Annotated in this window: 25 protein-coding genes, 1 tRNA gene, 1 other RNA gene and 2 pseudogenes; 10 read left to right on the top strand and 19 right to left on the bottom strand. The window is 62.0% G+C overall.

Annotated elements, in window-relative coordinates; all coding sequences use genetic code 11:
* Window positions 1-89: 89 nt before the first annotated feature.
* The gene (locus tag G7076_RS12210; protein ID WP_206367568.1) at window positions 90-566 is read left to right on the top strand and encodes a sulfite exporter TauE/SafE family protein; all 477 of its coding nucleotides are present in this window, start codon (window positions 90-92) and stop codon (window positions 564-566) included.
* A gap of 844 nt (window positions 567-1,410) precedes the next feature.
* Here G7076_RS12210 and G7076_RS04190 read toward each other — a convergent pair.
* Genes G7076_RS04190 through G7076_RS04210 form a run of 5 tightly spaced genes read right to left on the bottom strand, consistent with a single transcriptional unit; the run spans window position 1,411 to window position 4,309 of the window.
* A complete protein-coding gene (locus tag G7076_RS04190) occupies window positions 1,411-2,598 on the bottom strand; it encodes a molybdopterin molybdotransferase MoeA (protein ID WP_166200664.1) in 1,188 nt (395 codons plus the stop codon).
* Window positions 2,595-3,071 (bottom strand): cyclic pyranopterin monophosphate synthase MoaC, encoded by a 477-nt coding sequence (gene moaC / locus G7076_RS04195; RefSeq protein WP_166200666.1) that lies wholly within the window; start codon window positions 3,069-3,071, stop codon window positions 2,595-2,597. Before moaC ends, G7076_RS04190 begins: the two co-directional genes overlap by 4 nt.
* Window positions 3,068-3,616, bottom strand: coding sequence for a molybdenum cofactor biosynthesis protein B (moaB, locus tag G7076_RS04200; protein WP_166200668.1), 549 nt, complete (start codon window positions 3,614-3,616; stop codon window positions 3,068-3,070). Before moaB ends, moaC begins: the two co-directional genes overlap by 4 nt.
* The gene (locus G7076_RS04205; RefSeq protein ID WP_166200670.1) at window positions 3,604-4,065 is read right to left on the bottom strand and encodes a molybdenum cofactor biosynthesis protein MoaE; all 462 of its coding nucleotides are present in this window, start codon (window positions 4,063-4,065) and stop codon (window positions 3,604-3,606) included. Before G7076_RS04205 ends, moaB begins: the two co-directional genes overlap by 13 nt.
* A 1-nt stretch (window position 4,066) precedes the next feature.
* Window positions 4,067-4,309, bottom strand: a complete 243-nt coding sequence (locus G7076_RS04210) for a MoaD/ThiS family protein (RefSeq protein ID WP_166200672.1) — start codon at window positions 4,307-4,309, stop codon at window positions 4,067-4,069.
* Window positions 4,310-4,356: 47 nt separating this feature from the next.
* Between G7076_RS04210 and hemN the strand changes: the two genes are divergently transcribed.
* Window positions 4,357-5,730, top strand: coding sequence for an oxygen-independent coproporphyrinogen III oxidase (gene hemN, locus G7076_RS04215; protein WP_346774101.1), 1,374 nt, complete (start codon window positions 4,357-4,359; stop codon window positions 5,728-5,730).
* Window positions 5,731-5,740: 10 nt separating this feature from the next.
* Here hemN and G7076_RS04220 read toward each other — a convergent pair whose 3' ends face one another.
* On the bottom strand, window positions 5,741-6,448 hold the full coding sequence (locus G7076_RS04220) for an arylesterase (protein ID WP_166200674.1): 708 nt from the start codon (window positions 6,446-6,448) through the stop codon (window positions 5,741-5,743).
* 14 nt (window positions 6,449-6,462) lie between these two features.
* Here G7076_RS04220 and G7076_RS04225 point away from each other — a divergent pair, with 14 nt between their 5' ends.
* The 4 genes and pseudogenes from G7076_RS04225 to G7076_RS04240 all read left to right on the top strand — a co-directional run bounded on the left by G7076_RS04225 (window position 6,463) and on the right by G7076_RS04240 (window position 11,042).
* Window positions 6,463-7,161 (top strand): ABC transporter ATP-binding protein, encoded by a 699-nt coding sequence (locus tag G7076_RS04225; protein WP_166200676.1) that lies wholly within the window; start codon window positions 6,463-6,465, stop codon window positions 7,159-7,161.
* Window positions 7,158-9,676 (top strand): annotated as a pseudogene (locus G7076_RS04230) (FtsX-like permease family protein). Before G7076_RS04225 ends, G7076_RS04230 begins: the two are co-directional and overlap by 4 nt.
* A gap of 71 nt (window positions 9,677-9,747) precedes the next feature.
* Window positions 9,748-10,920 (top strand): AI-2E family transporter, encoded by a 1,173-nt coding sequence (locus G7076_RS04235; RefSeq protein WP_166200678.1) that lies wholly within the window; start codon window positions 9,748-9,750, stop codon window positions 10,918-10,920.
* A gap of 45 nt (window positions 10,921-10,965) precedes the next feature.
* A tRNA-Asp gene (locus G7076_RS04240) sits at window positions 10,966-11,042 on the top strand.
* 30 nt (window positions 11,043-11,072) lie between these two features.
* Here G7076_RS04240 and G7076_RS04245 read toward each other — a convergent pair.
* The 8 genes from G7076_RS04245 to G7076_RS04280 form a co-directional block, all read right to left on the bottom strand.
* Window positions 11,073-12,767, bottom strand: coding sequence for a DEAD/DEAH box helicase (locus tag G7076_RS04245; protein WP_166200680.1), 1,695 nt, complete (start codon window positions 12,765-12,767; stop codon window positions 11,073-11,075).
* A 39-nt stretch (window positions 12,768-12,806) separates the two neighbouring features.
* The gene (locus G7076_RS04250) at window positions 12,807-13,973 is read right to left on the bottom strand and encodes an aminoacetone oxidase family FAD-binding enzyme (RefSeq protein WP_166200682.1); all 1,167 of its coding nucleotides are present in this window, start codon (window positions 13,971-13,973) and stop codon (window positions 12,807-12,809) included.
* A gap of 46 nt (window positions 13,974-14,019) precedes the next feature.
* Window positions 14,020-15,075, bottom strand: coding sequence for a cell wall hydrolase (locus G7076_RS04255; RefSeq protein ID WP_166200684.1), 1,056 nt, complete (start codon window positions 15,073-15,075; stop codon window positions 14,020-14,022).
* Window positions 15,076-15,124: 49 nt separating this feature from the next.
* Window positions 15,125-15,337 (bottom strand): DUF2842 domain-containing protein, encoded by a 213-nt coding sequence (locus G7076_RS04260; protein ID WP_166203364.1) that lies wholly within the window; start codon window positions 15,335-15,337, stop codon window positions 15,125-15,127.
* The gene (locus G7076_RS04265) at window positions 15,337-15,924 is read right to left on the bottom strand and encodes a 5-formyltetrahydrofolate cyclo-ligase (RefSeq protein ID WP_166200686.1); all 588 of its coding nucleotides are present in this window, start codon (window positions 15,922-15,924) and stop codon (window positions 15,337-15,339) included. Before G7076_RS04265 ends, G7076_RS04260 begins: the two co-directional genes overlap by 1 nt.
* Window positions 15,911-16,079: non-coding RNA, 6S RNA (gene ssrS / locus G7076_RS04270), on the bottom strand. Before ssrS ends, G7076_RS04265 begins: the two co-directional genes overlap by 14 nt.
* Before the next feature lie 11 nt (window positions 16,080-16,090).
* Entirely contained in the window at window positions 16,091-16,402 is a 312-nt protein-coding gene (locus G7076_RS04275; protein ID WP_166200688.1) for a cell division protein ZapA, read from the bottom strand.
* Window positions 16,402-16,575: a hypothetical protein gene (locus tag G7076_RS04280; protein WP_166200690.1), complete on the bottom strand. Its 174-nt coding sequence runs from the start codon at window positions 16,573-16,575 to the stop codon at window positions 16,402-16,404. The genes G7076_RS04275 and G7076_RS04280 overlap by 1 nt, the downstream gene beginning before the upstream one ends.
* A 138-nt stretch (window positions 16,576-16,713) precedes the next feature.
* On the opposite strand from G7076_RS04280, the gene tkt reads away from it, so the two are divergent.
* The 3 genes and pseudogenes from tkt to G7076_RS04295 all read left to right on the top strand — a co-directional run bounded on the left by tkt (window position 16,714) and on the right by G7076_RS04295 (window position 20,901).
* Window positions 16,714-18,690, top strand: coding sequence for a transketolase (tkt, locus tag G7076_RS04285; protein WP_166200692.1), 1,977 nt, complete (start codon window positions 16,714-16,716; stop codon window positions 18,688-18,690).
* Window positions 18,687-19,694 carry a type I glyceraldehyde-3-phosphate dehydrogenase gene (gene gap / locus G7076_RS04290; protein WP_166200694.1) on the top strand — a complete coding sequence of 336 codons (1,008 nt, stop codon included), beginning with the start codon at window positions 18,687-18,689 and terminating at the stop codon, window positions 19,692-19,694. The genes tkt and gap overlap by 4 nt, the downstream gene beginning before the upstream one ends.
* Before the next feature lie 5 nt (window positions 19,695-19,699).
* Window positions 19,700-20,901, top strand: a pseudogene (locus G7076_RS04295) (phosphoglycerate kinase).
* On the opposite strand, the gene G7076_RS04300 reads toward G7076_RS04295, so the two are convergent.
* Window positions 20,898-21,401, bottom strand: a complete 504-nt coding sequence (locus tag G7076_RS04300) for a TlpA disulfide reductase family protein (protein WP_166200696.1) — start codon at window positions 21,399-21,401, stop codon at window positions 20,898-20,900. The pseudogene G7076_RS04295 and the gene G7076_RS04300 overlap by 4 nt on opposite strands.
* Window positions 21,402-21,544: 143 nt before the next feature.
* Here G7076_RS04300 and G7076_RS04305 point away from each other — a divergent pair, with 143 nt between their 5' ends.
* On the top strand, window positions 21,545-22,450 hold the full coding sequence (locus tag G7076_RS04305; protein ID WP_166200698.1) for a fructose bisphosphate aldolase: 906 nt from the start codon (window positions 21,545-21,547) through the stop codon (window positions 22,448-22,450).
* 4 nt (window positions 22,451-22,454) lie between these two features.
* Here the strand turns inward: G7076_RS04305 and G7076_RS04310 are convergent, their stop codons facing one another.
* From G7076_RS04310 to G7076_RS04325, 4 genes are all read right to left on the bottom strand, one after another.
* Entirely contained in the window at window positions 22,455-22,865 is a 411-nt protein-coding gene (locus G7076_RS04310; protein WP_166200700.1) for a hypothetical protein, read from the bottom strand.
* Window positions 22,866-22,955: 90 nt separating this feature from the next.
* Window positions 22,956-23,519: a hypothetical protein gene (locus G7076_RS04315; protein ID WP_166200702.1), complete on the bottom strand. Its 564-nt coding sequence runs from the start codon at window positions 23,517-23,519 to the stop codon at window positions 22,956-22,958.
* Complete coding sequence (locus tag G7076_RS04320; protein ID WP_166200704.1) at window positions 23,459-25,222, bottom strand: TIR domain-containing protein; 1,764 nt, start codon at window positions 25,220-25,222, stop codon at window positions 23,459-23,461. The genes G7076_RS04315 and G7076_RS04320 overlap by 61 nt, the downstream gene beginning before the upstream one ends.
* Window positions 25,223-25,276: 54 nt before the next feature.
* The gene (locus tag G7076_RS04325) at window positions 25,277-26,524 is read right to left on the bottom strand and encodes a M14 family metallopeptidase (protein WP_166200706.1); all 1,248 of its coding nucleotides are present in this window, start codon (window positions 26,522-26,524) and stop codon (window positions 25,277-25,279) included.
* Window positions 26,525-26,530 lie beyond the last annotated feature (6 nt).

Raw genomic sequence — 26,530 nt, forward strand, 5'->3', positions numbered from 1 at the left:
CGCGGCTGGACGCATCTAAAGTGATTTGCGTCAAATCCGATCGATCATAGCAACGCGAAATAAAGGGCAGGGCCAGAGAAAGCCGATTTATGGACGCAACGACTGCCGCATTGATCGCATTGCTGATGTTTTTCGCAGCGGCGCTCTATTCGACCGTTGGCCACGGAGGCGCATCGGCATATCTCGCTATCATGGCGCTATTCGGCGTTGCGCCGGAAACGATGCGGCCAACCGCGCTCGCTCTCAACCTCGTGGTCGCGGCGTTCGCAAGTTGGCGTTATTGGCGAGCGGGAAAGACCGATACCAGGCTTCTACTGCTGTTTGCGGCCACTGCTGTACCGGCTGCTTTCATCGGCGGCGGCATCAAGGTCCCAGACGAGATCTACCGGCCCATGGTCGGCGCGATTCTATGGATCGCGGCTATCCGCCTTTTCTGGCAGCCGCGCCAACTGGCGCACCGCGAAGTCAGTCCCGTCAGTGCGGGCGTGGCGCTTCCATTGGGAGCGGTTCTGGGTCTGCTTGCGGGCCTCACGGGGACCGGGGAGGCATTTTCCTTAGTCCTTTAATCATTCTCTTTGGTTGGGCGGACGCCAGGCGAACGTCTGGGATCGCTGCAGGCTTCATTCTGCTCAATTCCATTGCCGGCCTCGCGGGCAACCTGTCGTCGATGCAGGCATTGCCCGCCGAACTGCCGGTTTTCATTATCGTCGTTGCGGCAGGCGCCGTCATCGGGACGTGGCTGGGGCGGGTCGGTTGCCGAAACCCCGACTGCTGCAAGGCCTCGGACTGGTACTTGTGATTGCCGGAGCAAAGTTGATCCTGACATGAAACGGCAACAGCTCGCGCTGGCCATACTTGCCGGGGGTGAGGGGCGCCGAATTGGTGGCGGCAAGCCCGTAGTCGAGCTTGGCTCGCAGACGCTGCTCGAACGTGCTGTCGAACGAGCAGCAGGCTGGACCGACACGGTCAGCATTGTCCTACGTTCGCGGGATCAGACTGCGACTGGCGGTCTGCCGCAGCTTGTGGATCGTCAGGATATCGAAGGGCCGCTTGGCGGACTTGCAGCTGCCCTTGCCTGGGCAAATGCCGTTGGCGCCGAGTTCTTGCTCACGATACCCTGCGATATGCCCTTCTTCCCCTTTGACCTGTGGCCTAGGCTGCTGGATGACATTGGAGAGGCGTCGGCTGCTATCGCGGCAAGTGATGGCCGGCTTCATCCTGTTTGCGGGTTATGGCGAAGCGATCTGGCTGGACTGATGGAGGATTACGCCTCGACCGGGCGACGTTCACTAAAGGGCTTCGCCGAGATGGTCGGGTTTACACAGGTTGATTGGGTGGCAGATCCGTTCGATCCATTCTTCAACATTAACAGCCCGTCCGATCTACAATCGGCCCGATCGATTCTGGGGCCTAGAAATCGATCACCTCCACCGTGTCACCTTCGTTCAATTCTGGTTCGCCGGCCCGTCGTCGGATCAGTAAGGAAGCTTCAACAAGCATCCGCTGAGCGCTCGAATCCTGGTTCGAGAGAGGCTCCGCGCCAATGACGACATCTCGCGCTCGTACGAAGGTTTCCCGGTTTCCGCAGGCTGCGAGGGAACCGCGGAGCGTAGCGGACCGCCAGTGGAGACCTCTCGAGGGGTCAGATCCCGCGAGCCCGGCAACGAGCGGAGCCAGTAAGAGGCGGGCGGTTACCAGGGCGGACGTCGGATTTCCGGGCAGGCCCATGATGGGAGTCTCGCGCGCCTTGCCGAGCCAAACTGGCTTGCCCGGCTTTATCGCCACCTTGGTGAACAGGAGCTCGAGCGACTCTTCTTCGAACATCGCCTTGGCGAAATCCTTTTCTCCAACTGATGCGCCGCCCGTCACCACCACGAGATCGGCTCTTTGGAGGACCTCCCTGGCTACCCGCTTCATGGAATTCAGATCGTCCGGGAGCCTGATGCGTTCGACAGTCGTACCGCCCCAATCCTCGACCAGCGCGGCTACACCGAATGAAACGCTCTCCGGGATGGACCCCGGAGTTTCCGCCGCTGTTCCGGGCTCTACAAGTTCGTCGCCGGTCCCCAGAATGACGATCAAAGGTCGGCGGAACGCGGTCAGTTCCTTGAGGTCGGCGCCGGCAGCAGCGACAAGTTGGCGATAGCCAAGACATGTTCCGGGCTCGAGGAGCCGAGTTCCCTTCTCGAAGTCCGAGCCGCGGCTTCGGATATGCGTCGAGGGACCAGGGTGAACGTCGATTACGGCGTAATCGTCCTCAATGCGAACCACTTCCTGGATAACCACGCGGTCGGCGCCGGGTGGGACAGGGGCGCCAGTGAAAATCCGGACTGCGCAATCGGGCGGAAGTGACCCGCTGAAGCCTGCCCCCGCAAATGATTTGCCCGCGATCCGAAGTCGGGCAGGTAAACTCGAAAGATCGTCGTCACGAACGGCATATCCATCCATGGCCGATACGTCAGACGGCGGAGAGTTTACCCGGGCAAGCACAGGATGAGCCAGGATCCGGCGGTGGGCAGCAGCGATCGGGAGTCTCTCCTCACCGACTGGTTTCGCGATTTCGCGCACGAGCATTACAGCTTCGTCGAAGCTGATCATTCGGCCTTCCAGTCGCCGGACCTTCCGCCGGATTTTTCCGCGACGCGTACATTATCGACTACCATCATGCGATCGATGGCCTTCAGCATGTCGAACAACGTGAGGCAGGCGACGGAAACGGCTGTAAGGGCTTCCATCTCGACCCCTGTTTGCCCGACGGTACGAACCTCGCTTTCCACCTTGAACCCCGGCAGTTGGTCGTCGATCTCAATTTTTACCTGCACCTGGGTAAGCGCGATGGGGTGGCAGAGGGGAATGAGGTCAGCCGTTTTCTTTGCGGCAATTACGCCGGCGAGTTCTGCTGTTTGAATTACGGCGCCTTTTGGCGTGTTTCCCTCGCGAACTCTTTGCAGGGTGGTCGAACTGGTCCGAAGCTGGCCTGTTGCCTTCGCGATCCGGGCAGTGACTTCCTTATCGGAGACGTCGACCATCCGTGCCCGGCCAGTCTCATCAAGATGGGTCAGGTTAGTCATGCGCACAGATGCCTTAATCGCGGGATCTGCCCGGCAAGAGAGCAGGGGCGATATCGGCTGTCCAGCTCCAGCGCGAGGACGAGATCCCAGCCGTCCCGGCATGCGCCGGTCGAACCAGGCAGGCAAAAGACGAAGGTATCGTCAATCTGTCCGGCGAATGCGCGCGACTGGAGCGTCGAAACGCCAACGGTACCAAGACTTGCCTTGTGAAACACGATCGAAAAGCCGTCCATTTCCCGGCGAAACATGGGCTTGATCGCCTCAGGGGTCACGTCTCGCGGTGCAAAACCGGTGCCACCCGTTGAAATGATCAGGTCTATGCTTTCGTTGCTTACCCAGTCTCGGACCTGGTTCCTGATTATGTCGACGTCGTCTCGCACGATCGCTTGCGCTGCCAGCTCATGGCCCGCGGACTGGAGGCGTTCCGCCAGCAATCCACCAGACGTGTCCGTTTCGGGTGTCCGAGTATCTGATACGGTCAGTACCGCTATCCGAAGGGGTAGAAGGCCAAGTTTTTGTCGATACCGGCCATTCAGGAACTCCATCGTGAGCGGTCTGCTCGGTCTATGATCGTTGGTTCAATCCAAGTTGAACCGTCAACCGTGTCTTCCCGCTTCCAGAAATACGCGTCGGTCTTTAGCCGATCCATGGCATATTCTGCCGCCTCGAACGAGGCGCGCCGATGCGGAGACGCGGTAGCCACAAAGACGATTGCCTCGTTGGGCCTGACGAGGCCGCATCGATGGACAATGCGAATGGCGCTCGTGCCAAAACGCTTTCCGGCGTCCTCAGCGATGCTGTTTAGGGATGCCAGGGTCAGCCGCGGATGATGATCGAGAAACATGCCGGTCACCTTCGCTCCACTGACGGAAGTGGGACGTGCGATCCCGACAAAGGTGACCGCGGCTCCCTCTGTTGTAAGGCCGGACTGGAAAGTTGCGAATTCGGCGATTGGATCAAGATCGTCGGCTGCAAGGCAGGTTTCACACCGCATCTCAGCCGCCTGAAAGAGGGGGGAGGAATTCGACGACGTCCGCATCGGTGATTCTGGTCTCGTCGTTCACGATCGCGTCTTCCACGCAAGCCATTGTCCGTCCGCCAAGATCGGCTGACGCTTCGGGATACAATTCGGCCAAAGTGGCGCGCAGGTCCGAGATGGTCTGCGTACCGGGGGGCGGTTTGAACTCGAGTTGTTCGCCCAGCACTTCACCAAGCTTGCCGTAGAATCTGACTTTCAAGGCACCGTCCTCCCGCTGCTCGAATATGACCACACTTTCTCGAGCCTTTGATCCATATCAACGTGTGGGCGACCATTGGTGTGCAAGCGGCCCCTATGTGGAAATTTCTTCCAGAACTGCTGGCTACACCAGTCCCTCGCTATACCAGCTATCCAACCGCGGCCGAGTTCCATGAAGGCATAGGCGAATCTGAGCAGTGCGCCGGCCTGAAAGGCGTAGGCGCGGAAGAGGAGATATCCTTGTATCTCCATATCCCATATTGCCGCGAGATCTGCTGGTACTGCGGCTGCAACACGGGCGCGGCCAATAAAAGCCAGCGGCTGGCAAACTACCTGGAACGGCTCACGCAGGAAATTGACCTTGTGGCGGCCGGCCTGGATGGCCGCGGCCGCGCCGTCCGCGTTTCTTTTGGTGGCGGCAGCCCCAACGCGATCGCGCCAGAGCAATTCCTGGCTCTGATGGATCATCTCAAGTCGGCCTTTGCACTTCCAAGTTCGACAGAGATTTCGGTTGAAATCGATCCACGTGGTTTCGATGAAGCATTTGCCGAGGCCCTGGCCGGGGCGGGGGTTACCAGGGCAAGCTTGGGCGTTCAGACTTTCAGTCCCGAGATCCAGGCCGCGATCGGCCGAATTCAGCCCCGGCACGCGATCGAGCGATCCGTTTCGCTATTGCGCAGTGCCGGGATCACCTCGCTGAATTTCGATCTAATGTACGGCTTGCCTCGCCAGGACGAGGCAGCATTGGTGGAGAGCATAGAAGAAAGTCACGATTTCGGCGCGGATCGCCTGGCGGTCTTTGGGTATGCTCATGTGCCCCATATGGTACCGCGCCAGCGTCGAATCGACACGGAATCGCTGCCTGATGCGCCGCTACGTTTTCGCCAGGCGAACACCGCCTATGACTGGCTGGTATCGCGGGGTTGGAAGGCGGTCGGGTTCGACCATTTCGCACGTAGTCATGATCCATTGAGCTTGGCGGCCCGAGAGGGAAGAGTTCGGCGGAATTTCCAAGGCTTCACTGATGACCGCTGCGATACGCTGATCGGACTAGGTGCTTCGGCGATCAGCCGATTTCCGGGGGCATTGGTCCAGAACGAGCGAAATAGTGGCCGCTATTCGATGAAGGTGGGGCTTGGGCGACTGGCCGGTGCAAAAGGCGTGGCAACTCCTCCCAGCGAGCGCTTGCGCGGGCGTCTCATCGAGGAGTTATTGTGCCAGGGATCGACCGACATTGGCAAAATGCCCGAACGGCTGACAGTGCGTTATCGGCTGCGCGACTTCGAGGCTTCGCGGCTCATCCGTTGGACGGACTGGCGTCTCGAGTTGCTGGAAGGTGCAATACCCTATGCACGAAGCGTGGCCGCTGCTCTCGATCCTTGGCGTAAGCAATCGACGAAACAGTTCTCCACCGCCGTGTAACGCGCTCGCGCTAGGCCCCAGCACTATCCAATGCGCTTTTGACGACAGGAGCCATTCGCCCCGCGACGATCTCGACGCCGCGCGCATTGGGATGGATGTCATCGCCGAGCATCAGGTCTTTGTTTCCGACCACGCCCTCCAGCGTGAAGGGATAAAGCGAGACGTCATATTTTTCCGCGAGATCGCGGTAGATGACGTTGAAGGCATTTGCGTAATCCGGACCCATGTTGGGCGCGGCGATTATTCCGCTAAGCATTGCCGGGATATTCCGCCGCTTAAGCTCGGCCAGGATCGCATCGAGGTTCTGGCGCGTCTGCTCGGGGGATATGCCGCGCAACATGTCGTTTCCGCCAAGGCCTACGATCACCAGGTCGGGTTTGCGGGGCTGACCGTCGAGCGTGAAGGCGAGGCGTTGCAGCCCTGCCGCACTGGTGTCGCCGGAGACACCGGCATTGACCACCTCGGCCTCGACACCTGCTTTGGCGAGCGCGCGGTCCAGCGCCGGGGCGAGACCCTCATTCTGAGCTAGCCCATATCCCGCAAAGAGGCTGTCGCCGAACGCCACGATCAGCGGCCCCGCTTCCTTGGCTGGCGATGCGATAGGCGGCGGTGCAACGGCATTTTGCGGTGCCGGCGGCGGCGGCTCATCACGAGAACATGACACAAGCGCTTGGACAAGCAGCAGCAGTCCACCATATGAAGTCCACGTCTTCGCCAAGGAACCTTCCCTTCATGACATCGTCGACGACGGCCGATCCTATCGCGATCCGCGCCAAGAATGTCACCCTTACTCTCGGAACGAAAACGGCCCCGGTCGAAATCCTGCGAGGAGTCGACGTCGAGGTCCGCCACGGCGAGAGCGTGGCGATCCTCGGCGCGTCTGGCTCGGGCAAGTCCTCCCTGATGGCGGTCTTGTCCGGCCTGGAAAGAGCGACGGGTGGGAGCGTCAACATCAACGGCGTGGAATTCTCGAATCTTGGCGAAGATGAATTGGCGAAGGCCAGGCGCGGCAGAATCGGAATCGTGCTCCAGGCCTTTCATCTCCTGCCGACCATGACCGCGGTCGAGAATGTCGCCGTACCTCTCGAGCTCGCTGGCCGCGAAGATGCTTTCGAGCGTGCCGCTCAAGAACTCACGGCTGTTGGTCTGGGGCACCGTCTCAACCATTATCCGGCGCAGCTGTCCGGGGGCGAGCAGCAACGCGTTGCGATCGCGCGCGCAGTCGCACCAAACCCGGCCATCCTCTTTGCCGACGAGCCCACGGGGAATCTCGATGCGGCGACCGGTGCGGCGATCATCGACCTGCTCTTCGAGCGTCAGAAGGCCGCGGGTGCGACACTGGTCATCATCACGCACGACCCTGCCCTTGCAGACCGCTGCGACCGGATCCTGTCGATGACCGATGGCAAGCTGGGCGAGCTGGTTTCGTGACACGGCTGAACTGGCCGGCCGCCTGGCGAATTGCGCGCCGCGATCTTCATGCCGGCTTTCGCGGTCTTCGGCTCTTGTTCGTCTGCCTCTTCCTGGGTGTTGCTACGCTTGCCGCTATTGGGAGCCTGACCGCGGCGATCACGAAGGAGCTGGGAAGCCAAGGCCGAACCCTTCTCGGCGGCGATATCGAGATTGCCATGACCCAGCGCGGGGCGACCCCGGATGATCTGGCGGCGCTGCGCCAATATGGAAAGCTGAGCGAGACGGTCCGGACCCGCGCAATGGCGCAGCGGAACGAACCTGCGAACGAGGGCCCTGCCGCCGTCCTGAGCGAATTGAAAGGCGTGGATTCGCTTTATCCGTTGTATGGAAAAGTTCGCCTTTCAGAAGGCGCTTATCGTCTCCCCGGTGCCGACCAGATCCTAATCGACGAGGCGCTGGCTGAGCGGCTCTCGCTCCAGGCAGGCAGCCGCCTGCGCTACGGGACTGCAAGTTTTGTCGTGACAGGCATCATTGTCGACGAGCCGGACCGGGTAGGGGAAGGCTTCACCTTTGGGCCGGTCGCGATCGTTTCGCTCGACGGATTGCGACGGACTGGCCTCATTCAGCCGGGCAGCCTTTATGAAAGCAAATACCGTCTTCGCCTGCCTGTCGGCAGCGATGCCAAGGTCGTGCGAGAGCAGTTCGAAAAGCGGTTCGCGGCGAAAGCCTGGGAATATAAGGACCATGAACGCGCCGCGCCCGGAGCCGGGCGCTTCTTCGAGCGGATGGGCCAGTTTCTTGCGCTGATCGGGTTGGCCGCGCTCGTCATCGCGGGGATTGGGGTCAGCAACGGAGTCGGGTCCTACCTGGGGCAGAAGCGCTCGGGAATTGCGACCATGAAGGTCCTCGGCGCGAGCTCGTCGGATATCGAGCGAATTTACTTGCTGCAGGTGGGCGCAGTGGCCTTGGTTGCCATAGTAGTGGGGCTCACGGTCGGAGCGCTTCTTCCACCACTCATCGTGGCCGTGATCGGTGACGTGCTGCCCGTCGCCCCAGGTTTCCAGATCCACCCTTTGCCGCTGGCGGTAGCAGCGGCCTACGGACTTCTCATCGCCCTCATTTTCACCGTCCCGCCAGTGGCAAAGGCGAGGACACAACCAGCGGCAGCTATTTTCCGGTCCCAGGTCGAGACTCGGACTTCGTTTGACCGCCGAACAATCGGAATCGTTCTTATCGCTGGCGCGGTCCTTGTCGGTATCGTTCTCTGGACAGCGCGCGAGCCGCTGTTTGCGGCAAGCGTGCTCGGCGCGGTATCAGGAACGCTGCTGCTCCTGCTCGTTCTTGGCTGGTCCCTCACTCGCCTGTCCCGCCGCATTCCAAGTCCGCGTCGGCCGTTAGTTCGACTGGCCGTGGCCAATCTTTCCCGACCAGGCGCGCAAACGACGGCATTGGTCGTCGCGCTGGGCCTGGCTTTGACGTTATTCGTAACACTGGCTGGCATCCAGACGAGCCTGGACTCCGAGATCAGCAGGACCGTGCCGTCCAAGGCACCGAACTTGTTCGTGCTCGATATTCCCAAGGACAAGGAAGCGCGTTTCCGATCCCTCGTCGAAAAACAGGCGGGAGGCGCCGAGGTTAACGTCGTTCCCGCCTTGCGCGGAACGATCGTGGCCTACGGCAACCAGCGCGTCTCCGATCTCGAGGAGCTTCCCGACGGTGCCTGGTTCCTGCGCGGCGAGCGCGGCGTGACCTACAGCGCCGGCATCCCGGAAGGCAGCGAGGTCGTTGCAGGGCGGTGGTGGCAAAGTGACTACAAGGGAGAGCCGCTCGTCTCACTCGATGCTGAAGCCGCAAAGACATTGCAGATTGGTGTCGGGGACACGCTCACCGTCAATATCCTCGGACGCGAAATTCGGGCCCGCATCGCCTCGCTTCGCAAGGTCAACTGGGACACGCTGGGCTTCAACTATATCCTGGTGTTCCCGCCGGGTACGCTTGCCTCTGCTCCCCACAACCTGACCGCCACCATCACCATGCCAGCCTCGCGCGACGGAGCGATGACGCGTGCACTGCTGGCGGAATTCCCCAGTGCCTCAGTAATTGCGGTCGGGACTTGATTGGCCAAGTCGGCTCGTTGCTTGGACAGATGTCGAGCGCGATATTTGCTGCCGCTTCGATCGCTATACTTGCCGGGATCGCCGTCCTGGTCGGAGCAATCGCAGCCGCGCGACAGTCGCGCGCTTATGACAGCGTGATCATGAAGACGCTCGGAGCCACGCGCCGCCAGTTGCTCGCGGGCCAGGCCCTCGAATATGGCATGCTGTCGCTCATTCTAGCCGCGGTCGCGTTGGTCCTTGGCCTTGCAGCAGCGTGGACTGTCATCGTCCAGATCTTCGAGTTCGGGTGGGCCCCCGATTGGTCGATCGTTCTTTCGACATTGTTTGGGGGGGCGCTTTTGACGCTCCTGATAGGCCTGGCAGGGTCGCTCCCCTTGCTTTCGGTCCGACCGTCACAGGCCTTGCGGCAGCTCTGACGGCGCTCGCCGATATTGACTGGGTTTAATTCGGCTGGATTGCGGCTCTCGCGGGCGATAAGCATCGGTCCATGGACGCGCGGCGCAAACCAGCAAAGCTTCCCGGCAAGGAAGAGGCCTACGAGGATACGGTTGACGCGAAGCGCGTCCGGCTACTCGCCTCCCTGACGTTGATCGGCGGGGTCGGGCTCCTGCTCGGGCTTCCCTTTGCTCTCCGGGCAGGGGCCGAATTCTTCCTTCCCGTGACCGCAGCACTGGTGATCGCCATCGCGCTGGTTCCGATGCTCGAGTGGTTCGAGCGGCGCGGCGTTCCCTCGAAACTCGCGTCGGCGCTTTGCGTGGTCATCTTCCTTGCCATCGCGACCTTCGCAGCCCTCTCGATTGTTCTTCCCGCGATTGACTGGGTGGCGCTGGTGCCTGAACGGATCGATCGCGTAACGGCCACTTTGCAGCCGGTGCTTGATCTCTATGCGAGCCTCGAGCGGTTCGTGGACAATATCGCCTCGCGAATCGCCAGCTCGGCCGAAACTGGCAGGGAAGTAAGGATTGCCACCCCCAATTCGATGATGGGGATCATCGCGGCCTCCGCTCCGCACGCGGCCATCCAGCTCTTCTTCGCGCTGCTGGTAATCTATTTCTTTCTCGCGGGCTGGACCGGCATGCGCCGTCGCACGATCAAGAGCCGCGGAAGCTTCGAAGGGGCGATGACGACCGCCCGCGTGATCCAGCAGGTCGTCGAAGCAACCTCGACCTACATCGGCACGATTACGGTTATCAACGTTTGCCTGGGTGCGGTTACGGCGCTCATTCTTTGGGGCCTTGGCATGGACTCGGCGCTGATGTGGGGCGGCATCGTCGCGGTCTTGAACTACATCCCTTACCTCGGGCCGATCGTCACGTCCGTCTTGCTGTTCATCGGCGCACTGATGACGTTTCCTGACATCTGGGCGGCAATGCTCCCGCCACTGATTTTCCTCGCGCTGCACACCGTCGAGGCCAATGCGATCACGCCGATGATCGTAGGGCAGAAGATCGAGGTGAATCCGCTTCTGATCCTTCTCTCGCTAAGCTTCTGGGCCTGGGTCTGGGGGACGACAGGGGCGCTTCTGGCGGTTCCCTTGCTGATTATCATCAAGACAGTCTTCACCGCAGCCGGCACGCCGGACATCGCGGGATTCCTTTTCGAGGAAGGAAGTTTGACCCACGTCGGCGACGAGGACGAAAAAGACGACGAGGCCCGTTGACAGCTTTCGGGAGCCAGCCTAGTTGGCCGCCACCTGCAAGGGACTGCGGGTGTAGCTCAGTTGGTTAGAGCGCCGGCCTGTCACGCCGGAGGTCGCGGGTTCGAGCCCCGTCACTCGCGCCATCCTCGTCATGTCGATGGATTGGCCAGGCCTCAGCGAGGCCGCTTCGTCACACGCTTCGGCTGATATTTCGGTTTGGGCCGGGGGTGAGCCATTGGCGGGCGCCTGGTCTGATTTGCCGCGTCCGCTTCGCGCGGCGGCGCCTGCTCGATCATCAGGCCCTCGTCCTCTGGAGCGATGACCGCTCGGCGAAGCGCTTTGATGAACCCGGGCGCCGCGCGCTGCGAGACCTCGAAGTAGCTTTCATTGGCCGCAACGCGGATCGCGCCGATGTCGTTGCGGTTCACGTGGCCGTAGCGACAGATCAAGGGCAGCAGCCACCGCGGATCGGCATTATGGCGCCGGCCGGCATTGAGGCGGAACCAGGTCGAACCTTCGAACCCGGAACGCGGACCCTGCTCGCGCCGTTCTTCGCGGCCACCCGCCGAAAGGATGTCTTCTGGCGCCGGCAAATCGGTTCGCAATGAGCGGACAAGCGCAGTGGCGATCGTCTCGGGCGAAAGCGTGGACATCAGATGTTCGGCGAGCTGGCGGTCGTCTTCGTCGGCTTCGACCGGCACAGATAGCGTTTCAAGCAGCCTGGCCCGGTCCTTGGAGCGAATCTGCTCGGGCGTGGGCGGTTCAATCCATTCGGCCTGGATTCGAGCGCTGCGGAGCATCGTCTCGACATTCCGGCGGCGTCGGAACGGCACTACCAGCACCGCTATCCCCTTGCGCCCCGCGCGCCCGGTCCGGCCGGATCTATGCTGGAGCGCCTCCGCATCCCGCGGGAGCTCGACGTGGATGACCAGCGAGACGGAAGGAAGATCGATGCCGCGCGCGGCGACGTCGGTGGCCACGCAAACGCGCGCGCGCTTGTCGCGGAGGCTCTGCAGAGCGTTGTTACGCTCGCTCTGGCTATGCTCGCCCGATAGCGCCACCGCCTGGAAGCCACGCTCCGTCAGGCTCGCGTGGAGCCGGCGTACGGCATCCCGGGTCGCGCAGAACAGGATTGCCGTCTCTGCCTCGTGAAGTCGGAGCAAGTTGACCACGACATGCTCGATATCGGGCGGGGAGACCGCGACCGCCTGGTAGGCAATGTCGGCATGAGCTTCGCGCTCGCCGAGAGTTTCGATTCGCAGCGCATCTTTTTGGTAGCGCTTGGCGAGGGCCACGATTGGTCGCGGCATCGTCGCGGAGAACAGCAAGGTACGACGCTCGGTTGGGGTGGCGTCGAGGATTTCCTCGAGCTCTTCCCGAAATCCCATGTCGAGCATTTCGTCGGCCTCATCCAGTACCGCGACCCGTAGCGAAGACAAGTCGAGAGCGCCCCGCTCGAGGTGGTCGCGAAGGCGGCCTGGAGTTCCCACGACGATGTGCGCACCGCCATGAAGCGCTCGACGCTCCTTCATCGGGTCCATACCGCCAACGCAGGTGACCACGCGCGCCCCCGCAGAAGCATAGAGCCATTCGAGTTCCTTACTGACCTGGATGGCAAGCTCGCGGGTCGGAGCAATCACCAGGCCCAAGGGCTCGCGCGTCCATGGCGCGCGCTCGCCTTCGAGGAGCTGGCCGGCGATCGCGAGTCCGAAGGCCACAGTCTTGCCCGACCCGGTCTTGGCGGAGACGATCAGGTCGCGGCCCTCGGCCTGCTCTTCGATGACGGCAGTTTGGACCGAGGTGAGGGTGTCGTAGCCGCGCGCAGCCAGCGCTTCGCCGAGCGCGGGATGAATATGGGAATGTTGCATGGCAGGGCGCCTACCTTTTTTCGGCGCCGAGGAACAGGGCTAGAGCGCTTGGGCCGCGGCGTAGGCGCTGGCCCAAGCCCATTGGAAGTTGTAACCGCCCAGCCAACCGGTGACGTCGACTGCCTCGCCGATCGCGAAAAGGCCGGGCACCCGCCTGGATTCCATCGTGCGCGAGGAAAGGTCGGCGGTGCTGATCCCGCCGATCGTTACTTCGGCCTTGGCGAAGCCCTCCGTGCCGTTGGGGAGGAAATGCCAGCCGGAAAGTTGCCGCTCGGCGCCCTCCAGCGTTCGGTCGGGGACATTGCCAAGGTCTCCTTCGACTCGGAGCTGATCGGCAAGGGTCGCGGCGAGCCGTTCGGGAAGTAGTCGCGCGAGCACCCGGCGAAACGTCTGCTGGGGGTGGTCCCTCTTGGCTTGTCTTAGCCAACCGGCGCCCAAGTCGGGAAGAAAGTCGATGATAACTGCGTCCCCGTGACGCCAATAGGAGGAAACCTGGAGGATCGCCGGCCCGGACAGGCCACGATGGGTGAACAGAGCCGCTTCGCGGAACCGGCCCTTGCCAACACTGGCAACGACGTTTGCGGATACTCCGGACAGTTCCTTGAAAAGTGCCTGGTCCACGGGGAGGGTCAGCGGGACCAGCGCGGGCCGGGGTTCGACGATCTTGTGCCCGAAGCGCCTGGCGATGTCATAAGCGAGACTCGTTGCACCGAGCTTGGGTATCGAGAGACCGCCGGTGGCGAGCACGAGCGCCGGGGCTGAAGATTTGCCGACGTGGAATGCGCCGTCACGATGCTCGATCGTCGAGCTCCCACCAAATGCGGTCTCGACACCTCCTGCCGCGCATTCGTCGAGCAGCATCGCAACGATCTGCCGTGAGGAACCGTCGCAGAAGAGTTGGCCCAGGGTCTTTTCGTGCCAGGCGATCCGATGCTTATCGACCAGCGCAATGAAGTCTGAAGGGGTGAAACGGCCGAGCGCGGACTTCGCAAAATGGGGATTGGCGGAAAGGAAATTCTCGGCCTGCGCGCCGACATTCGTGAAATTGCAGCGTCCGCCGCCGGAGATCAGGATTTTGCGGCCCGGCTCGGAATTATGGTCGAGCAGGAGAATTCGTCGCCCGCGCTGCCCAGCTAGAGCCGCGCAAAACATGCCAGCTGCGCCGGCACCGATGATGATTGCGTCGTAGGGACGGTCGTCCGGCATGACGCGGCCCTAGCGTCTTGCCGGGCCGATGGCGACGGTCAGAGGGTTAGTTTGCCTTGATGGCGGTGTCGCTCGCGGCTGGGCGCCCGAGCGCCGCTTCCGCGGGGGCCGTCGATTGCCCGAGAGCGTAACGAAGATTGTCCGAGGCCTGCGCGGTCTCGACATAGGGCTTGCGCACCTGCGCCACCTTTTCGACCGCCTCGCGGGCCTGGGGCGTGAAGAGCACGCGCACGCGCTTGCCGTTATCCGCCTGGCGAACCGTCACGCCTTCAACCTTGCTAATCGGCATGGCCGCTACAGTTGTCGGAGCGTTCAAGGTCGGCGTGCGCACGACAGAAAGAGCCGCGCTGCGCAGAACGGCCGGGTTAGGCTCGTGGCCGGAATATCGTTGGTTGAACGCGGTGGGCTGACCCCATCCACCGGCCCAGCGATAGAAAAGGTGCGCGCCGACGACCGCTGTCTTGGCGAGGGTCGGGGCCCAGTAAGGAAAGACGTAATTCGCATGATAGTGGGTGGCATTGCCTACCGGAGCGTAGACGGCACCGGAAAGCGCCTCCTGCGCAACCTTGCGTGCCCGGTCCCAGCTGTCGCGCATCGGGCCGCGGGTCATCGAACCGTCGCAAGTGAAGGTGAACTGGCAACCCGTCTGCCGGGTGGAACCCTGGTAGACGACGCCGCAGACACTCGACGGAAAGGCCGGATGGCGAACCCGATTGAGAACGACCTGCGCGACTGCGCGCTGGCCATCGGTGCTTTCCTGGCCAGCCTCATAATAAATCGCGCTGGTCAGGCACTCGAGCGCGTTGGCGCGGACTGCGGCATTGGCCGATCCGAGCGAGAATGGCTTTGCCGAACCCGGTGCATCCATGGTGATGGGCAGCGCTGCGTTGAGCTTCAGGGCCTGGTCCGGAGCAACTGGCTCGTAGGCCATGACTGGCGGTGCGGGAGGGGTTTCCGCAGCTGCGGGCGTTTCCATTCCGAAGCTGGTCCCGACTGTCACGGCCACGGCGGACAATGCGACGGCACCAAGCAATCCGATCGCGACGGTCTCGCGCGGATGGGATTGCCACAAGCGGGCCGGATTCAAGGTCAAAGTCGTCATTGGGAGGCGGTGATATAGTGGAATAACACGCCTTCTACAACCGGGTGGCTTAGCCTTGCCTGAACCGTCCGGTCTCCATCCAGCGAAGCAAGGGCTTCAGTGGAAGGATCCAGACGATGCCCGCCACGAGGTAAAATACCGCTTGGACGAGTACCGGCCATTCGCCGACTTCATTCGAAAGGGATGCGACGAGCAGCGCCCAGATTGCGATAAGTGCCAAGATGCCGGCAATGCCAGCCAATTTCCTGCCGCTGGGCTCGATCATCGCTTGAGATCCAGTCCGTCGGGCGATGCGAACCCGTCGAGCGTCACGTCCCATGCTTCCGGCTCGATCGCCTGGTCGAGTCGCTGCACGGGCCAGCCGATTCCGACCAGGAGGGCCCCGCGACGACGCAGTTCGGGAAGGACGCGGTCGTAATGGCCTTTGCCCTGTCCCAGCCGGTTATAGGCAGCATCGATCGCGACCAGCGGGACCAGGATCAGGTCCGGATGCACTTCGATAGAGCTCAGCGGCGGTTGCATCACCCCGAACGGCCCGGTCTCCGTCGGCTCGCCCGCGAGAAAGCGCAAAGTCGCGAGATGGTCGTTGAATGCCGGGAAAGCGATGGTCGTTGAAGACTGACGCGCCTGCTCGAGCGCGGGCATGGGACTGATCTCGTCGGGCATTGGCGCATAGGCGGCGATGATACGCGACGTCGCGATCAGTGGGGCGAGGTGCGCGGCAAGAGCCTGCTCCTGCTTGTCACGCTGAGCTGGGCTCAAGCTTTCGACATAAGCACGCCGCTGCTCGCGTGCCCTGCGCCGAAGCGCGATCTTGTCGCCGGAAAGTGGAAGTGACGGAACCGCCATGGTCGTTTGCCCTTAATATCCTCTGACGCCTCAAGCATCAGGTGGGCGTCATATGCGTCGGGCCCCGATGAGACCACCGTAACCCGGGCAGGGACAACTCCCATAGGATTGATATCGCCTCAGGGAAATTAGCGGCTCGTGCCGGGCAGTCCCGTCACTTGCCTATCTAGGCCTCGTTGCCTGCCTCCTCAAGGGCAGATGCGATAGCTTCCAGCCGCTCGGCCAGTTGTTCAACGCGCGGGGCAACCGTGTGGTCTACGGCTGGGGTCTGCGCCCCGGGCTTCTCCAGGAGCTGGTCGGCAAGAAGCAGCGATGCGAATAGAAATTGGCGGGATTCGCTAAGCGTGCCCAGGCCCGCCAGGGCTTCGCGGCACTTGCCGTCGACGAGCCGGGCTGCAGCCAGCAAATTGTCTTCCTCGCCCGTGCGGCAAGCGACCAGGTAGGCCCGGCCGGCGATGTTCAAAGTCACCTCGGCCATCAGCGGCTACCGCCGGCGATAATCGAATCGAGCTCGGCCACGACTTCGCGAACGGTCGATTTCAGCCGTTTTTCTCTTTCCCGGCTTTCCCGAAGCGATGATGCGGCGCGATCGAGCCGATCGAGTGCACGCTCCGCACGGTCCAACGCTTCCATTAGCTGCGGATTGCTCATCCTCTCTCGCTAAATCAGAGCGAAGCGCGGCACAAGCGCGGCGCGAAGGTTGACGGGTCGCCTGTCTGCGACAATAGGCACCAAACCAACGGCCCCTAGCGAATCCGGTGGTGCGGCCGATCCGACAAAGGAGCGACCATGGAGCCGACCCAGCGCCGACTAGCCAATGCCATTCGGGGGCTGGCCATGGATGCGGTCGAGGCCGCGAACAGCGGCCATCCCGGAATGCCGATGGGCATGGCCGATGCCGCGACGGCGCTGTTCACCAGGCACCTGAAATTCGATCCTGCCGATCCGACCTGGCCAGACCGCGACCGTTTCGTCCTGTCCGCTGGTCACGGATCGATGCTGATTTATGCGTTGCTCTATCTCACCGGGTACGAGCGGCCCACGCTCGAGGACATCAAGAAATTCCGTCAGATCGACAGCCCATGTGCCGGGCATCCCGAAAGCTTCATGCTGCCGGGTGTCGAGACGACGACCGGCCCTCTCGGCCAGGGCTTTGCTGCGGCCGTCGGCATGGCGATTGCAGAGCGCCACCTTAACGCCATCTACGGTGACGACCTCGTCGATCACCACACCTACGTTATCGCTGGCGACGGCTGCCTGATGGAAGGTGTCAACCACGAGGCCGCCGGCCTTGCCGGCCACCTCAAGCTCGGCCGCATGATCGTCCTTTGGGACGACAATCGAATCACAATCGATGGCTCGACGGAGTTGTCGCGCAACGAGGATGTCGTTGCCCGCTACCAAGCCATGAAATGGCACACTTGCGAGTGCGATGGCCTCGATGCTGACGACGTGTCCCGGGCGATCGAAGAAGCCAAGGCCGACCCGCGCCCGTCGCTCATCCGCTGCCGGACGATCATCGGGTACGGCGCGCCGAACGTGCAGGGCACTGCCGCGACCCACGGTGCGGCGCTCGGCAAGGAAGAAATCAACGCGGCGCGGATCGAACTGGGTCTCGAGCCGAAAGACTTTTCCGTACCCGCTGACGTACTCGACGAATGGCGCCAGGTCGGTGGCCGCGGGGCGAAAGCGCGCGCCGACTGGTCGAAGCGGCTGGGCGAAAGCGGCAAGAGGGATGAACTCCTCGCTCGTCTCGAGGGCAAGTGCGATGACGGCTGGCTCGAACCTTATCTCGACGAACTGATTGCCAATCCGCCGACCGTCGCGACCCGAAAAGCGTCGGAGATGGCGCTCGGAAAGATCAACGCGCATCTGCCGGCCACGATCGGCGGTTCGGCTGACCTCACCGGTTCCAACAATACCAAGACCAAGGGAATGGAGCCGCTCGACGCCGAGAATTACGGCGGCCGCTATATCTATTACGGTATCCGTGAGTTCGGCATGGCCGCTGCGATGACCGGCATGGCCCAGCACGGTGGCGTCGTGCCGTACGGAGGCACCTTCCTCGTCTTCTCCGACTATAGCCGCGGTGCGATTCGGCTCGGCGCGCTTCAGGGCGCGAAAGTCGTTCACGTCATGACGCACGATTCGATCGGACTTGGCGAAGATGGTCCGACCCACCAGCCGGTCGAACACTTGCAGTCACTGCGCGCAATGCCGGGGCTCACGGTCTACAGGCCGGCCGATGCCGTCGAAACCGCGGAGTGCTGGGCCGACGCGCTCGCCCAGGACGGCCCGAGCCTGCTCGCCCTTTCGCGGCAAAATCTGAAGCCTGTTCGTATCGAAAAAGTCGGCGAAAACCTCAGCGCGCGCGGCGGTTACCGTCTCAAGGCCGCCGAAAATGATCGCAAGGTCATCGTGATGGCCACGGGGAGCGAAATCGAGATCGCGGTTGAGGTCGCCAGGCGTCTCGAAGAGAATGGAATCGGGGCCGACGTCGTGTCCATGGTCTCGACCGACAAGTTCGATGCGCAGGACGCGGCCTATCGCGAGGACATCCTTCCGGATGTCTCGAACAAGGAAATCCTGCGAGTGTCGATCGAGGCCGGCGTGACGTACGGCTGGGAGCGCTACACCGGACTGCACGGCCTCCGGTTTGGTCTCGACCGCTTCGGCGCTTCGGCGCCCGCAAAGGATCTGTACGCACACTTCGGCCTGACTGCCGACGCAATCACCCCCAAGATTCTGGAGAAACTGAAGAAATGACCAAAGTCGCAATCAACGGCTTCGGCCGCATCGGCCGCCTCGTCGCTCGCGCCATACTCAGCCGCGAAGATCATGGCCTCGAGCTGGTCGCGATCAACGACCTCGCCGACGCCAAGGCCAATGCGCTGCTTTTCAAGCGCGACAGCGTTCACGGCGCTTGGCAGGGCGAAGTCAGCGCTGAAGGCGATACGATGATCGTTGGCGGCAAGCGCATCAAGGTCACTGCCGAACGCGACCCGGCCAAGCTTCCCCACGGCGAGATGGGCGTGGACATTGCTCTCGAATGCACGGGTTTCTTCACCGATCGCGAGGGCGGACAGAAGCACCTCGACGCCGGCGCGAAGCGCGTGCTCATCTCGGCTCCCGCGAAGGGAGCGGACCTCACGGTCGTCTACGGCGTCAATCACGACAAGCTGACGGCTGAGCACACGATTGTTTCAAACGCGAGCTGCACGACAAACTGCCTGGCCCCGGTCGCCAAGGTCCTGAACGACCTCGTGGGTATCGAACGCGGACTGATGACGACGATTCACGCCTACACCAACGACCAGAAGATCCTTGATCAGATCCACAGCGACATGCGTCGCGCCCGTGCTGCTGCGATGTCGATTATCCCGACGACGACCGGTGCTGCCCGTGCCGTTGGTGAAGTGCTTCCCGAACTGAAGGGCAAGCTCGACGGCTCGGCCGTCCGCGTCCCGACGCCCAATGTCAGCCTTGTCGACCTCACCTTCACTCCGGGCCGCGACACATCGCGTGAAGAGATCAATGCCGCACTGAAGGCCGCGGCAGACAGTGGGCCGCTTAAGGGCGTCCTGGAATACACTGACGAGCCGCTGGTCTCGATCGACCTCAATGGGTGCCCGGCAAGCTCGACCGTCGACAGTCTCGAGACCGCGGTCATCGAGGGCAAGCTGGTCCGCGTTGTCAGCTGGTACGACAATGAGTGGGGCTTCTCGAACCGCATGGTCGATACCGCCGGCGCCATCGCCCGGCTGATCTGATCATTATGGCCTCCTTCCGGACCCTCGACGAACTTCCCGCGGACCTCACCGGCAAGCGCGTGCTCGTCCGCGCTGACCTCAATGTTCCGATGGAAGGGGCGAGGGTATCGGACGACACCCGCCTTCGCGCTGTTCTTCCGACGATCGCGGAACTGGCGGGGAAGGGGCCATCGTCCTCCTCTTGTCGCACTTCGGGCGGCCAAAAGGCGAAATTCGGCCGGACATGTCTACCGCGCAGCTGGTGATGCCGCTTCATCGGCTGACCGGCCGCTCGGTCCGCTTCATCGAGGACTGTGCGGGGCCGGAAGCCGAGCGCGGGGTGGCCACCATGCTTCCCGGCAATGTCGGCGTGCTTGAAAACACGCGCTTCCACTCCGGGGAGGAAAAGAACGACCCGGCACTCGCAAAAGCGATGGCCGCACTAGGCGATTACTACGTCAACGATGCTTTTTCCGCTGCTCATAGAGCCCATGCCTCGACTGAGGGACTGGCGCACTTGCTGCCGTCGTTTGCGGGGCGGGCGATGGAGCGGGAACTCAAGGCGCTCGAGGCCGCCCTTGGGGCGCCGGAACGGCCCGTCGCGGCGGTCGTCGGTGGCGCCAAGGTTTCGACTAAGCTTGCCGTGCTCGGCAACCTGGTAGGCAAGGTCGATCACCTGGTTATTGGCGGCGGGATGGCCAACACCTTCCTTGCTGCGCGAGGCGTCGATGTGGGAAAATCGCTCTGCGAGCGCGACCTCATTGGTGAAGCAGAGAGCATCTTCGAGCGGGCTGACGAGGCGGGCTGCACCATCCACCTGCCGTATGACGTGGTCGTCGCAAAGGAATTCGCGGCGAACCCGCCAAGCCTTCGAACCTGCAATGTCCACGAAGTCGCAGGCGACGAAATGATCCTCGACATCGGCCCCGCGGCGGTCGAGGCACTGGCGGATGCCCTCAAGACGTGCAGGACGCTGGTCTGGAACGGTCCGCTGGGCGCATTCGAAACGCCGCCGTTCGACGCGGCTACCGTTGCGCTGGCAAAGACCGCCGCAGCACTCACCAAGGATGGCAGCCTCGTATCGGTGGCCGGCGGAGGCGACACCGTCGCGGCACTCAACCATGCCGGGGTGGCAGCCGATTTCACCTTCGTATCGACTGCCGGCGGCGCATTCCTCGAATGGATGGAAGGCCGCGTGCTCCCCGGGGTCGCCGCGCTCTCAGCTTAAGGCGCTGTCGGCGCGGGTTCCTTTAGGAGCGGGACGATGATCTCATTCATGTCCTGCAGGTCGAATGCACCGGACTTGGCGTAGCGAACAACGCCAGCGCGATCGATGACGATGTTGGTCGGGACTGCGTCGAAGTTCTTGTAGCTACCGCCGATCTTTCGGACCGGGGCGATAGCGAGCGCGTTGAAAAGCGGCTTCAGCTTGGAGGTCGGCAGGCTGTCTTCCGTCGCCACAGCATACACCTTGAGACCATGCTTGCCCTGGATGCGGTAATATTTGTCGAGCATCGGCAATTCGACCCGGCAGGGCACGCACCATGTCGCCCAGTAATTGAGGACGACGACCTGGCCGCGAAGTTCGGACAGTTTGACGGAGCTTCCGTCCACTAGGTGCATGGTCGTGTCGGGTGCCGGCTTGCCGATTTTCACCGAGGCTGCAGAGACTTTAGATGGCAAGGCAAGTGCCAGCGCGATGGCGCCGGCGAGGATCAGGCTACGCATGTACATTCTCCCCCGAGCAGAGTCTGGATGCCCGCGGCGGGGAGCCTCGTCAAGGATGGGCAGCGGACCGTTGCGAGTCGCGGGAAGCCGGTCTAAGTCGCCGACGAATTCAGCCAGTTCCAGACCATAGGATCGTAGCGACCATGACCGAGAAGACGTGCCCGGGTGACCCTCAGCTTCGCGCCAAGATCGAGCAGGGCGATGGCTTTATTGCGGCGCTCGATCAGTCCGGCGGATCGACCCCCGGCGCTCTAAAGGGTTTCGGAATTAGCGAAGATCGCTGGAACAGCGACGACGAGATGTTCGCGCTTATCCATGACATGCGCAGCCGGATCATCAGGTCATCGAGCTTCGGTAGCGGCAAGATCATCGGCGCCATTTTGTTCGAAAAGACGATGGACGGTGAAGTCGGTGGCGATCCGGCCCCGGAGGCTCTCAAGGAGCGGGGCATCGTTCCCTTCCTCAAAGTCGACAAGGGCCTGGAGGACGAGCGTGACGGCGTTCAGCTGATGAAGCCGATCCCGGACCTTGACGCGCTTCTCGACAAGGCGGTCGAGAAGGGAATGTTCGGGACCAAGATGCGCTCTGTCATCAAGCTTGCCAACGAGAGGGGCATCTCGGAAGTCGTTCGCCAGCAGTTCGAGCTTGCCAGGCAGATTCTCGCGAAGGGACTTATCCCGATCGTTGAGCCGGAAGTTTCGATCAAGAGCCCCGAGCGCGAGGCTGCGGACCGCATTCTTCTCAAGGAAATCCTGAACGAGCTCGATCGGCTGGAGGACGGTCAGTGCGTCATGTTGAAGCTCACCATCCCGGCTGAGCCGAACTTGTTTGCGCCGCTTGTGAACCATCCAAAGGTGCTGAAGGTCGTAGCGCTGTCCGGCGGGTTCAGCCGCGAGGAAGCTTGCACCGAACTGAAGAAGAACCAGGGCATAATCGCCAGTTTCAGCCGGGCGCTTCTGGCCGATCTCAAGGACGACATGGACGACGACGAGTTCGACGCTGCGCTGGGCAAGGCGATCGACGAAATCTACGAAGCGTCGGTGGCCTGACGACTTAGCGCGGCTCGAATCCGAACAGATAGGCGGGGAGAGGCGTTTGCGCGCCCGCCATCTTCTCCGGTCGAACGGATGTGAGCGCGATGGCGCCACTTCGGGTCTGATAGGCTTCGCCAAGCTTCAGCCTTGTGGTTTCCCGCCATCCGGCGCCGTCAATGCGGGCCGTGATGATCACTTGTCCGGCCCATACGCAACGTGCGTTCATCGGGCAGCGGCTGTCCTCGACCAGGGCCTTCGGCGTGACGACGACAGCGCCGACCTTGGTTGGCTGGCCAATCGCCGCGAAACCGTCGTTGCGGATAGGGCCGCCGTCGACGATGGGACCATTCGGGTAAGAGGCACACCCCGCGACAGCGAGGATTGCGGTGAGTGGAAATAGCAGTGCTTTCATCGGGCCAACAATCTTCACTGCTGATGAGCAGTCGATTAACGGAGACCCGGTTGTGCGCGGCCAATGTTCGACCGGCCTTGGTGCGGGTCCTGAAACCGGGTTCATCGATCAATAAGGCAGCGCTTTCAGATAGCTGAGGTCTACAGGTCCGAGTTCGGCCCGTTCTTTGGCAAAATGCCTGAGAATGGTTTGGCGGGCACGTTCAAATGTCGGTTCGGATTGCAAGGAGGCCAGCGCGGGGTCCATTGCGAGGTCGGTCTGAAGTTCTGGTGGCTCAGGCACCCAGCCCTGGCGCACCGCCGAAGTAAGGTCGTCCAAGGCGGCCCTCGACTGCCCCATAACGGCTCTCACCCGTGCCCGCAGGGCGAGTTGCCCCGGTACTCGGTCCAATCGCTCGGTCCTGAGTAATCGATCCGCTTCCGCCAAAAGCCTCTGCGCCTCGGCTTCATCTCCCGCCTGGCGTAAACCCAGGGCGATGAAGGGGGCGAGTTTGACGAAATCTACGTCCGATCCGGCAACAAGGCGAAATTGTTCGGGCCGAGAAACCGCTTGTCGATAGAGTTTTGCGAGTTGTTCGCCGCGACCTGAAATCAGATATACGCGGCCCGCGTTCATCGGCAGGGGATGGACAGCGAAAAACTGCTCCGGTCGCATCCCGAGGGCTTCAACCATGTCCAGTCCGCGAGGGTCATTATTCCACAAGGGGGACCAAAGGGCGGCGGTGGGAATGCCTTCCTCGCTTCCTCCGCGTAACCTAATTGAAGCAGCACGCCAAAAAGCGGGAAGCCGACGATACCACGGCTCTCCTCGGGCTGTCGGCGTAAAAGCTCCAACCCGATTCTCGCAGCCTCGGACTGGTCGTTACGGAACCTGGCGATCTCCATGCCGGCGAATGCCTCGAGGACGGAATCGCCCACCTTGGCAAGTCTCAATCTCTCTTTCTCGGCAGCCTTCTGGTCTCCGCTTTCGAGCAGGAGATCCAGGCGATTTAGAACAGCAGGCCAGAAGAGGGGCTCGATCTTTACCGCCCGTGAGTAGAGCGCAAGCGCCTCCTTGTCCTCTCTGCGCGCCTTGTACATGCTGGCGAGCCAGTTGATGCTCTCGAAATCATTAGGATCAAGCGCGATGGCACGGCGCAAGGAGGCCTCGGCGGCGGGTCCCTGCTTCAACGCGAACCCAAGCGCTGTGTGACCAGCGGCAAGATTTGGAGCCAGTGCAATGGCCCGGCGGGCGTAGGTCTCGGCGGCCCGTCGATCGTAGCCGATCTGGTCCCGCCTGGTGCTTGGACCGTACAGTTGCTCGGCAACCGACAGGGTCGCCCATCCCGGGGCGAAGTTCGGATCCTTCTTGACCACCTCTCGCAGCTGATCGCGAGCTTCGGCGTAACGAAGGCTGTCGCGTCTCCGAATTTTTGCCCGCGCATCCGTGTATAGTGCGTACACTTCGCCGGTGGTCGCGAAATTCTCTGGCTTAACCCCACCGCCCTGCGCGAGGCGGCCGCGAATATGACCCTCGATTTCGGTCGCTATTTCGGACTGAAGCGCGAAGACGTCGTCCAGCTGTCGGTCGAAGCTCTGGCTCCAAAGCTCGGTGCCGTCCTTCGTTCTAACCAGATTTGCGCTGACGCGGAGCCGGTTTCCCGCTGAGCGAACGCTGGCCTCGACAAGATAGTCGGCCAGCTTTGCAGCCGACTTGCTTCCGCTTTTCGCGATCTCCTCGGCCGTCTTTGGTCCCAGGACCAATAATTGCGGATTGCGGCCGATGGCCTGGCGGGTGTCCTCCCAAATGCCGGCGACGAGGCTGGCGTCCTTCTTATCGAGGGTCTCGAAGGGAAGGACCGCCACGACCGGCTTCTCCTCTTCGCTCTGAAAATATCGGGGAATCAGAATTGCTGCGAACAGCAGCAGCAAGAATGCGGCCGCTGCCAATCCGATCTTCGGTGTCGTCCACCAACGTGGCTCTGCCTTTGCCTGTCCCGGGACCGCTTCGCCTACCAGTTCCGCAACGCTGTTCCGAAGCTTGCCCCATCCGGCATGGCTGGTTCCGCCCCGCCACCCTTTCAGGCTCGCGCATTGAAGCTGGTTGAAAGGCAGGGGCGGCATTGTCCCGTCGAGGCTAAGCTGAACGAGCTTGTGCGCATTCCGGGCGACGTCCGCTTCAGCGCGAACCCACTGCGAGGCAACCGCGTCTTTCGACCACAGCACGATTACGGCCTTGGCATCTTTCAGATGGGTTTCGATGACTTCCGAGTAGGCGCGGTGGGCCGGGAGGTCGGCGTCCCACCAAACGGAGTAGCCCGATTTCAGAAGCGCCGATGCAACCCGCGCTGCGCTCTTTTCGTCAGACCGCGAATAGCTGATAAAGACGTCCGCCATGCCGACCCTTCGAAGCGATCTTCGACGACGCATAGCATGGAAAACTGCTCGCCTTTATTTCATTTCTGATTGGTTGCCCGGATTCGTGGTTGGCGGCGCCGTTGCCAGCAAGGTTTCCATCATGGCCAATGCCGCTTGTCGACCCATCCAACTGATCCAGGCCCGGTCGGTTTCGTCGCCAATCTCCAAAGTCGCAGTCGGAATGCCGTAGCGTTCGAACAACCGTGTCTTGGCGGTTGGAAGTCCTGGCTGGTGCTCTTGGATGCGATTTACACGATAGCCTGGCAAGCGCGTTCGAAGTCTTGCGATCCAATCTCTCGATACCATCGGTGGGTCCGTCGCAAGCCCATCGGGGATGGAATAGATCAGATCCGTCCGGGTCGAGTGGAAATCGATCAACATCCGCAATCTGCTGCGAGGATTGGATTCGATATCGCGCAGGAGTCGGTCGACCGCCGCCGTTTCGGGCTGAGAGAAGGCGAGCCAATCCCGGTTAAGGTCTTTGTTGCCGCGATTGTTTCGCCAGTAACCGCGCGCAACCCCGTCCGGATTCATCAAGGGCACAGCAATTGTCTCAAAGCGATCGCGATAGGCCCGGGCGATCGGGTCGTTGGAAAGCAGGGTGGCCAGGAAGGAATCCATTGCCAACGCACCGGTCACCTCAGCCGGGTGCTGGCGACCAATTAACAAGACCTGTTCCCTCGCCGGCGCTGTGCCGGAGTGTATGAAAAGGCCGACAATTGGGCGGCCGTCATAGGATTGACCCAGGATCCTTTGTTTGACGCCCGGTCGGGCTGAATAGTTGCCGAACTGGTCTTGGTATTGCGCGCCGACAACGAGCTCCTGGGCGGCGACATAGGTTTCCGGCTGGTCGACGATGAAGACAATTTCGGCCGCTCGGCGGTCTGCTTGCGTGATGGTGACCGACGAAGGCGGGAGCTTTGACCAACGGAGGGTATCAGCGCTTATCTTTGGCGCATAACGATGCCCGCAGGCCGAATATAGGAGTTGCACTCGCACCGGCGTTGGTAACGCTGTGCGCTGGCGAATTCGGAAGGCAAACCAGGGGCTGCAATTGATTGGCGGCCGGTTCTCCGGGGCGATCGTCAGGGAGAAAGAGCTTGGGCCAAGTCGCCGACATTCAACAAAGCCAGCCCCCTCAAAGTCTCCGTCGAGCGTTACAGCACCAATTCCGCAATCGCTGGCAGAGCCCGTCTGTCCGGGCGCGTTGCCTCTGATAAGAGGAATCCCCAGCGCCAGCACAACTGCCAGAAGGCCTCGTTGCCAATGCCATGCCTTCAATAGCTT

Source organism: Sphingomonas sp. HDW15A, assembly GCF_011301715.1.
Lineage (GTDB): Bacteria > Pseudomonadota > Alphaproteobacteria > Sphingomonadales > Sphingomonadaceae > Sphingomicrobium.

Coding starts and splice junctions, on each gene's coding strand:
- G7076_RS12210 (WP_206367568.1), top strand. CDS start 90: ATGGACGCAACGACTGCCGCATTGATCGCATTGCTGATGTTTTTCGCA.
- G7076_RS04190 (WP_166200664.1), bottom strand. CDS start 2,598: ATGATCAGCTTCGACGAAGCTGTAATGCTCGTGCGCGAAATCGCGAAA.
- moaC (WP_166200666.1), bottom strand. CDS start 3,071: ATGACTAACCTGACCCATCTTGATGAGACTGGCCGGGCACGGATGGTC.
- moaB (WP_166200668.1), bottom strand. CDS start 3,616: ATGGAGTTCCTGAATGGCCGGTATCGACAAAAACTTGGCCTTCTACCC.
- G7076_RS04205 (WP_166200670.1), bottom strand. CDS start 4,065: ATGCGGTGTGAAACCTGCCTTGCAGCCGACGATCTTGATCCAATCGCC.
- G7076_RS04225 (WP_166200676.1), top strand. CDS start 6,463: ATGACATCGTCGACGACGGCCGATCCTATCGCGATCCGCGCCAAGAAT.
- G7076_RS04235 (WP_166200678.1), top strand. CDS start 9,748: ATGGACGCGCGGCGCAAACCAGCAAAGCTTCCCGGCAAGGAAGAGGCC.
- G7076_RS04245 (WP_166200680.1), bottom strand. CDS start 12,767: ATGCAACATTCCCATATTCATCCCGCGCTCGGCGAAGCGCTGGCTGCG.
- G7076_RS04250 (WP_166200682.1), bottom strand. CDS start 13,973: ATGCCGGACGACCGTCCCTACGACGCAATCATCATCGGTGCCGGCGCA.
- G7076_RS04255 (WP_166200684.1), bottom strand. CDS start 15,075: ATGACGACTTTGACCTTGAATCCGGCCCGCTTGTGGCAATCCCATCCG.
- G7076_RS04265 (WP_166200686.1), bottom strand. CDS start 15,924: ATGGCGGTTCCGTCACTTCCACTTTCCGGCGACAAGATCGCGCTTCGG.
- G7076_RS04275 (WP_166200688.1), bottom strand. CDS start 16,402: ATGGCCGAGGTGACTTTGAACATCGCCGGCCGGGCCTACCTGGTCGCT.
- G7076_RS04280 (WP_166200690.1), bottom strand. CDS start 16,575: ATGAGCAATCCGCAGCTAATGGAAGCGTTGGACCGTGCGGAGCGTGCA.
- tkt (WP_166200692.1), top strand. CDS start 16,714: ATGGAGCCGACCCAGCGCCGACTAGCCAATGCCATTCGGGGGCTGGCC.
- gap (WP_166200694.1), top strand. CDS start 18,687: ATGACCAAAGTCGCAATCAACGGCTTCGGCCGCATCGGCCGCCTCGTC.
- G7076_RS04300 (WP_166200696.1), bottom strand. CDS start 21,401: ATGCGTAGCCTGATCCTCGCCGGCGCCATCGCGCTGGCACTTGCCTTG.
- G7076_RS04305 (WP_166200698.1), top strand. CDS start 21,545: ATGACCGAGAAGACGTGCCCGGGTGACCCTCAGCTTCGCGCCAAGATC.
- G7076_RS04315 (WP_166200702.1), bottom strand. CDS start 23,519: ATGGTTGAAGCCCTCGGGATGCGACCGGAGCAGTTTTTCGCTGTCCAT.
- G7076_RS04320 (WP_166200704.1), bottom strand. CDS start 25,222: ATGGCGGACGTCTTTATCAGCTATTCGCGGTCTGACGAAAAGAGCGCA.